This is a genomic window from Gordonia sp. NPDC057258 (assembly GCF_042668985.1).
In the GTDB taxonomy this organism is placed as follows: domain Bacteria; phylum Actinomycetota; class Actinomycetes; order Mycobacteriales; family Mycobacteriaceae; genus Gordonia; species Gordonia hongkongensis.
The window spans coordinates 34,661-42,997 of the sequence record NZ_JBHUXZ010000018.1; the positions used below are offsets into that span (position 1 = coordinate 34,661).

1 protein-coding gene is annotated in these 8,337 nt (G+C 68.1%); it reads left to right on the forward strand.

Annotated elements, in window-relative coordinates; all coding sequences use genetic code 11:
- Positions 1-143: 143 nt before the first annotated feature.
- Positions 144-8,279, forward strand: a complete 8,136-nt coding sequence (locus ACFUEJ_RS14485; protein WP_388030128.1) for an amino acid adenylation domain-containing protein — start codon at positions 144-146, stop codon at positions 8,277-8,279.
- Positions 8,280-8,337 lie beyond the last annotated feature (58 nt).

Sequence of the window (8,337 nt, forward strand, 5' to 3'; positions counted from 1 at the left end):
ATCCCGGTTTCATGAGACCCCCTCGCGTGAAATAGGATGGAGATTCTGTGTCGGCGTCCGATGTGGAGGGTCTGAACGATTACCAACGGCAGTGTCGTGAGGTCTAATCGACTGCAGGACTAGCGAGGGAGAGTTCAGAGGACGTGGCAATCGCCGATTTCCGTGCGGATACGCCGGGTGACGTGGACGAGACCATTCAGGTCCTCCCGCTCACCGCGGCGCAGCGCGGCATGTGGTTCGCCGAGTCGCTGTCGTCCGAGTACTCGGTCAACATCGCTCAGTACGTGGACATCCGCCACGCGCCGGGTGGACTGGACATCGAACTCTTCGCCCGTTGTTGTGAAGAGGTCGGGAAACTCGTCGAGTCGCCCTTCGTCCGTCTGACCGAGATCGACGGCATCCCCATGCAGTACGTCGACGTCGACTTCGATCAGACCGTCGACATCCTCGACTTCCGTTCCGAGGCCGACCCGGTCGCCGCGGCGATGGCGTGGATGCAGGCCGAGTACCGCCAGCCGGTTGATCTCCTCACCGACCAGTTCATCATCGTCTCGATCCTGCTGATCTCCGACGATCGCACGTTCTGGTACAACCGCGCCCACCACATCATCATCGACGGCTATGCCGCGCTGTCGATCATGCGGCGCACCGTCGACCGCTACAACGCTCTCCGCCGGGGAGAGGAACCGCGCGACAAGCCGCCGGCCACCATGGCCGACATCGTCGCCTACGAAGAGGCCTACCAGGGCAGTACCCGGCGGCAGACCGACCGCGCGCACTGGCTCGACCGCGTCGCGGACCTGCCGGAGCGAGTGACCCTGTCGAAGGTCGGCACCGCCGGTTCGCTCTCCTTCGACAACGTCGTCTCCAGCGTCGCCCTCGACCCCGATCGGCAACGCCGGTACGAGGCCCTCGCCGGTGAGCTGAACAGTTCGCTGGCCGTCCTGATGACCTCGGCGTTCGGCGCGTTCCTGGCGCGCATGAGCAATCACGACGACATCGTCCTCAGCCTCCCGGTCACCGGCCGGGCCACCGCCAAGATCAAGATCTCCGGCGGCATGGTGTCCAATATCTTGCCGATCCGGTTGCGTGAGGTGGCCTCGAAGTCGGTGCGGGAGCTGATCCAGACCGCGCAGCTCGAACTGACCGGCGCACTGCGGCACCAGCGCTACCGGTCCGACGACATCCGTCGCGACGCCGGTCTCGACCAGAGTTCGGTCTCGTTCGGGCCCACCATCAACATGGTGTTCTTCGACGAGCAGGTCGCCATCGACGGCACCGAGATGGAGTACCGGATCCTGACCTCGGGCATCCTCGAGGACCTGCTGATCAACCTGTACCAGTCAAGCCCTGGCGCACCGCTGGTCGTGGACCTACACGGCAACCCGCACCTGTACGCACCGGCCGAACTCGACGCGCTGCACCAGCGATTCCTGACGTTCCTGGACCGGTTCCTGTCGGTGGAGGCACTCGACACCCCTGTCACCGACATCGGCCTGCTCGTGGACAGCGATCTCCGGTTGCTCGAGTCGCTTCCACAGCCACATCCGCGGGCGGCCACGCCGACCCTCGTCGAGATGTTCGACGAGGTCGCAGCCGCCCATCGTCACCGGGGAGCGGTCTCCGACGCCGACGGCACGACCCTCAGTTACGCCGAGCTCGCGAGCCGCTCGGAAGCGATGGCGCGATCGTTGCGCGCTCGCGGTGTCGGAGCAGGCGACCTGGTCGGCGTCGCGACGGCTCGCGACACGAGTCTCGTCGTGGTGATGCTCGCCGTGCTGAAGGCGGGGGCGGGATACCTGCCACTCGACACCGGCAATCCGGAAGAGCGTCTGCGCTACATCGTCGACGACGCCGCCCCGGCGTGTGTGGTCGTCTCCGACGGCGACCGGCCCGGATGGGCGGGGGAGTCGGAGGTCGTCGAGACCGGGGAACTGCTCGCCGAGGCGGAGAGCCCCGACGTCGCCGCGATCCCGGTGCCGCGCGGCCTCGCAACACCCGAGGCGACGGCCTACGTCATCTACACCTCCGGGTCGACGGGGGCGCCCAAGGGTGTCGAGATCGTGCATCGGAACGTCGCCACGCTGCTCGACGCGGCGTCGGCCGACTTCGAGTTCACGCCCGAGGACGTGTGGTCGGTCTTCCACTCCTACGCCTTCGACTTCTCCGTATGGGAGATCTTCGGCCCGCTGCTCACCGGCGGTCGTGCGGTGATCGTGGACCGGATGGTCGCCCGTGCGCCCGCCGAGTTCCTGCAGTTGCTCGCCGACGAGCAGATCACCGTGGCGTCCTTGACGCCCTCGGCGTTCAGCATCGTGGCCGACGTCCGGCGCCGCACCGGAACGCCGTTGGCGTTGCGCTACATCGTCTTCGGTGGCGAGGAGCTGCGCTTCGACGAGGTGCACAACTGGTACGAGGCGTTCGGTGACGAGATCGAACTCGTCAACATGTACGGCATCACCGAGACGACGGTCCACGTGACCTACCGTCCGCTCGATCCCGATCTGGTGCGCGACGAGAGTGCGAGCCTCATCGGCCGTCCGTTGAACTCGCTCGGCCTCCGGGTCCTCGACAACCGCCTGCGTCCGGTGCCCGAGGGCGCCGTCGGCGAGATCTATGTGGTCGGCGGACAACTCGCGCGCGGATACCGTAACCGCCACGGACTGACGGCGACCCGGTTCGTCGCCGACCCACACGGCACCGGCGAGCGGATGTACCGGTCCGGCGATCTGGGCCGGCGTATCGGCACCGACGTCCAGTATCTGGGGCGCGCCGACACGCAGGTGCAGTTGCGGGGGTTCCGGGTGGAACTGGGTGAGGTCGAGACGGCGCTGCGCGCGGTCGACGGCGTCGCCGCGGCTGCCGCAGTGGTCACCGACGCGGCATCGGCCGGCGGGGCGAAGCTGATCGGTTATGCAGTCACCGAAACCGGTTGCGGGCTCGACGAATCGGCCATCCGCGAGCAGGTGCGCGCCCATGTGCCCGGGTACATGGTGCCCGACGTCGTCATGTTGATCGACGAACTGCCCCTGACCGCCAACGGCAAGCTGAACCGGCAGGCGCTGCCCGAGCCGGTGTTCGCGCGCGATGAACGGGTCGCCTACGTCGCGCCGTCGACACCGCGCGAACGTGAAGTGGTCGCGATCGTCGAAGAACTGCTCGACATCGAGCCGATCGGGCTGCAGGACAACATCTTCGCGCTCGGTGCGGACTCGCTGACCGCGGCCCGGCTGGCCTCGCGACTGCGTACCGTCGCGGGCCTCGACATCAAGCTCGCCAATGTCTTCGAGAGCCAGAGCCTCGGCGACATCATCCGGGTCGCGACACCGGTGACCGACGACGCCGCCGCGCGCCGCCCGGAGCTCGTGCCGCAGCCGCGCCCGGACCGGATTCCGTTGGCCTTCAGCCAACGTCGTCTCTGGTTCATCAACCGGCTGGACCCGACCTCGCCGGCCTACAACATCCCAGGGGCGGTTCGGCTCGGTGCCGACGTCGACGCCGCCGCGCTGGCCGCCGCGATCGACGATGTCATCGCGCGACACGAGCCGTTGCGGACGACGTTCCCCGACGAGGACGGGGAGACCTACCAGTTCATCCATTCGGCGCAGGCGGCCGCTGCGGCCCGGTTGTTCGACGTGGTCGACGTGGCACCCGTGGACACCGAACGCAGGCTCGCCGACTTCGCCGTGACCGGTTTCGACCTGAACTACGAATATCCGGTCCGCGCACGACTTTTCCGCTCCGTGGCGCCCGACGGGACGCTCGATCACGTCCTGATCGTCGTCATGCACCACATCGTCGGCGACGGTGCTTCGCTGGGACCGTTGATCACCGACGTCCTGACGGCCTACGCCGCGCGGCTCGCTCACGAGCAGCCCGCATGGCGCCCGCTGCCGGTGCAGTACGCCGACTACGCGCTGTGGCAGCGCGACGTCCTGGGGGAGGCCGCCGACCAGAATTCGGTCATGGCGACGCAGCTCGACTTCTGGCGCACCGAACTGGCGGGGATGCCCGAACTCATCTCGTTGCCCACCGATCGCGCGCGACCCATCCGGCCGTCCGGTGCGGGCGGCTACGTCGACACCCTCCTCGACGCCGACACCGTCGCCCGGCTGCACGCGGTGGCCGCTCAGCACGGCGTGACCGTCTTCGCGATCTTCCACGCCGCGCTCGCCGTGGTGTTGTCGCGTCTGTCCGGCAGCGACGACGTCGCCATCGGCACCGCCATCGCCGGCCGGGACGAGCCGGAACTCGCCGACCTGATCGGCATGTTCGTCAACACCCTCGTGCTCCGCACGCGGGTGCATCCCGACACCGACCTCAACAGTCTGCTGAGCGAGGCCAATCACACTCGCGCGCAAGCACTCAGCAACGCCGATGTGCCCTTCGAGCAGGTCGTGGACGCGGTGGGTGCCCGCCGTTCCACCGCGCATTCGCCGCTGTTCCAGGTCGAGCTGGTGATGCAGCACGATCAGGTCGAGCGGCTCTTCGAGGACGAGGCCGGAATCAGCCTCATCGACGCGCGGGCACCGTTCGCGAAATACGACCTCTCGCTCAGTGTCGTCGAGTACGCCGATACCGGCGACCACGCCGGGCAGATCTCGGTCGCTTTCGGGTATGCGCGTGATCTCTTCGACGAGTCCACCGTCGAACGGTTCGCGCGCTACCTCCACGACGTGCTCGGCGCGATCGCGGATTCGCTCGAAGCGGACGACGCCGGCCGGGCGCTGCGCGTCGACGACCTGTTCGCGTTCCCCGAGGCCGAGGTGGACATTGTCCGGGGCTGGTCACAGGGCGCCCGTCGCGAGCCGACCGCACCCGATCTCTCGGCCGCGCTGCTGACCGGGTACCGACAGGACCCCGAGGCGGTCGCACTGGTCTTCGCCGACCGCGAAGTCACCTACCTCGAATTCGCTCTCCGCGCAACGGCTCTGGCCCGCCAGCTGATCGCCGACGGCGTCGGTCCCGATGTCGCGGTGGCGGTCTGCATCCCGCGGTCGGTGGAGCTGCTGGTCGCGGTGCACGCGATCGTCCTCGCCGGCGGGCAGTACGTGCCGCTCGACACCGAGGCGCCGGTCGATCGCGCCGACTACATGCTCGAGACCGCCGGTACCCGGCGCGTACTCGTCGGACCAGGGGCCCGCCCCGCCGTGGTCGACGACCTCGCAGATCGCGTCACGATCACCGTGGTCGACGCCTCGACCGAGGTCGACTCGGACGCCGCGCCGTTCGACTCGACCGAGCGCAGCGTGCCGCTCGGTCCCGAGAACGCCGCATACACGATCTTCACCTCCGGCTCCACCGGACGACCCAAGGGCGTCGTGGTGTCGCATGGCGCGATCGTCAACCGGCTCGACTGGATGCAGGAGTACTACACGCTCACCCACCGTGACGTCGTACTGCAGAAGACGCCGGTGACCTTCGACGTATCGGTGTGGGAACTGTTCTGGCCGTTCATCTCCGGGTCGCGGCTGGTGGTCGCGGTGCCCGGTGGTCACGGCGACCCGTCCTACCTCGTCGACATCATCCAGCGCGAGGACGTGACGACGCTTCACTTCGTGCCGTCGATGCTGTCCACGTTCCTCGACGTCGTCGGTCCGGACCGGCTGGCCGAACTGAGCTCGTTGCGTCAGGTGTTCACCTCGGGGGAGGCCCTGACCGCCTCGACCGCGGGTGGCCTGCGCACCGCGCTGCCCGCCGTCGGGTTGCACAATCTGTACGGGCCCACCGAGGCCGCGGTCGACGTCACCGAACACAACGTCCGCGGTTCGGAGACCGTCGTCCCGATCGGGCGGCCGGTGCCCAACACGACGATCCACGTCCTCGACCACCGGCTGCGTCCGCTCCCGGTCGGCGTGCCCGGTGAGATCTATCTCGGCGGCATCCAACTGGCGCGCGGATACGTCTCGCAGGGCCGGCTCACCGCCGAACGCTTCGTGGCCGACCCGTACGGTTCGGCCGGGTCGCGGCTGTACCGCACCGGCGATCTCGGCAAGTGGGGTCCCGCGGGCGAGATCGAGTACCTAGGCCGCAACGACTTCCAGGTGAAGTTGCGCGGTCAGCGTCTCGAGCTCGGTGAGATCGAGTCCGCGCTGATGTCGGTTCCCGGCATCGTCCACACGGCGGTGACCGTGGCCGACCTGGCCGCCGGCCAGAGCCTCGTGGCCTACTACTCGCCCGACTCGGTCACCCCGGCCGATGCCCAGGCGCATCTCACCGGGACGGTCCCGGAGTTCATGGTGCCGACGATCTGGATGCCGCTGCCGACCATGCCGCTGAACTCGGCGGGCAAGGTCGATCGCAAGGCGTTGCCGGCGCCGGTGATCGAGACCGCCGAATTCGTGCCCGCGAGCACCGCGACCGAGCGGGTCATCGCCCGGGTGTTCGCCGATGTCTTGGGCGTGGACCGGATCAGCGTGGCCGAGTCGTTCTTCGACCTCGGCGGGAACTCGTTGAGCGCGACCAAGGTCGCGGCCCGGTTGTCGGCCGACCTCGAGGTCGACATCCCCGTCGCCGCGGTGTTCGACGCGCCGTCGGTGCGCGCGATGGCGACATTCGCCAGCGACCACGGAACTCCCTCGCGCCGGCCACGTCTGGTGGCTCGCACGCACGGGGACCGCGCGCCGTTGTCCGCCGTACAACGCGGCATGTGGTTGATCAACCGGGCCGATCCGGCGTCGCCGGCCTATAACGTCGCGATGGCGCTGCGACTGTCGGGACAGTTGGACACCGACGCCATCGGCGGCGCCATCGAGGACCTCATCGACCGCCACGAGTCGATGCGGACGCGCTATCCGCTGGTCGACGGCGAGCCGATCCAACTCGTGCTCGACCGGGACGCGGCACTCGAATTGCTGGAGCGCAGCGTCGTCGACGTCGACGGTGACCCCGTGCCGGTGATCGCGGAGTTCACCGGCCGTGGCTTCGACGTCACGATCGCCCCGCCGCTGCGGATGATGTTGCTGCGGCTCACCGAGACCGAGCACATCCTGGTCTTCGTCGTCCACCACATCACCGCGGACGGCGCCTCGATGCTGCCACTGGCCACCGATGTCATGACCGCCTATTCGGCGAGGGTGGCCGGCCGCCGGCCGGAGTGGCAGCCGCTCGCGGTCCAGTACCTGGACTACACGCTGTGGCAGCAGGAGGCCCTTGCCGTCCCCGGGCCCGACGGGACGACCGAGGCGGACCGGCAGCTCGCCTATTGGGCCGACCGGCTCCACAACGCGCCGGCCCGGCTCGAGTTGCCGACCGACCGTCCCCGCCCGCGGACGCCGTCCTTCGTCGGCGAGGAGGTGCGCTTCGACATCGACGGCGGCCTGGTGCACAAGCTCGAGGCGGTCGCGCGCCAGCACAACGCGACACTGTTCATGGTGATGCAGACCGCACTGGTGGTGCTCCTGAGCCGGCTGACCACCCAGCGCGACATCGTGATCGGCACCCCGTTCGCCGGGCGGGGTCAGCCCGAACTCGACGGCGTGGTCGGCATGTTCGTCAACACCCTGGCCCTGCGGTCGCGGCTCCAGGACGAAGAGAAGTTCGCCGAGCTGCTGCAGCGGGTCCGCGACGAGGACCTGGCGGACATGGCGAACGCCGAGATCCCGTTCGATACGATCGTGTCATCTGTTCTCTCCTCGCCGCCCACCAGTTACAACCCGATCTATCAGGTGATGTTCGCCTACCAGAACTTCACCATCCCCTCGCTCGACATGGACTCGATGACGATCGCACCGGTATCCGAGCAGTTGACCCCAGCCAAGGTGGATCTCCAGCTCACGTTGTTCCCGAACGACTTCGGTGCACCGGCAGCAAAGGACGCTGATTCAATGACGGGCCAGTTGATCTACGCCGCCGACATCTTCACCAAGAACACGGTCGAGAGCTATGCGCAGCGGTACCTGCGAGTACTCGAGGAGGTGTCGGAGAACCCGCAGGTGCTGGTGGGCGACATCGACATCGTCACCGCGGCCGAACAGGCGGCGGCCGGTGACATCGCCGACGCCGAACGCGCCGTCTCGCTCCCCGATCTGGTGGCCCGTGCCACCGTCGCAGAGCCGGATGCGGTGGCGGCCGCACATCAGGATGCGCAGGTAACGTTCACGGTGCTGTCGTCGATCAGTGATGCGATGGCTGCCGCACTCCCTGACCCGGACTCTGCCCTCACCACCGCGCTGATGAGCTTGTTGCCCGGCCTCGCGGTATCGGGGCCCGACGCACTCGGTGACGTACTGGGAGAGCTCCGCACCAACGCCCTCCGGGTTCTGGATGGCGCGCCGTGACCGGAGGCGGGTCCCGCGGGAACGAAGCAGTGCAGTCGACCAAAGGAATGACTCAGAC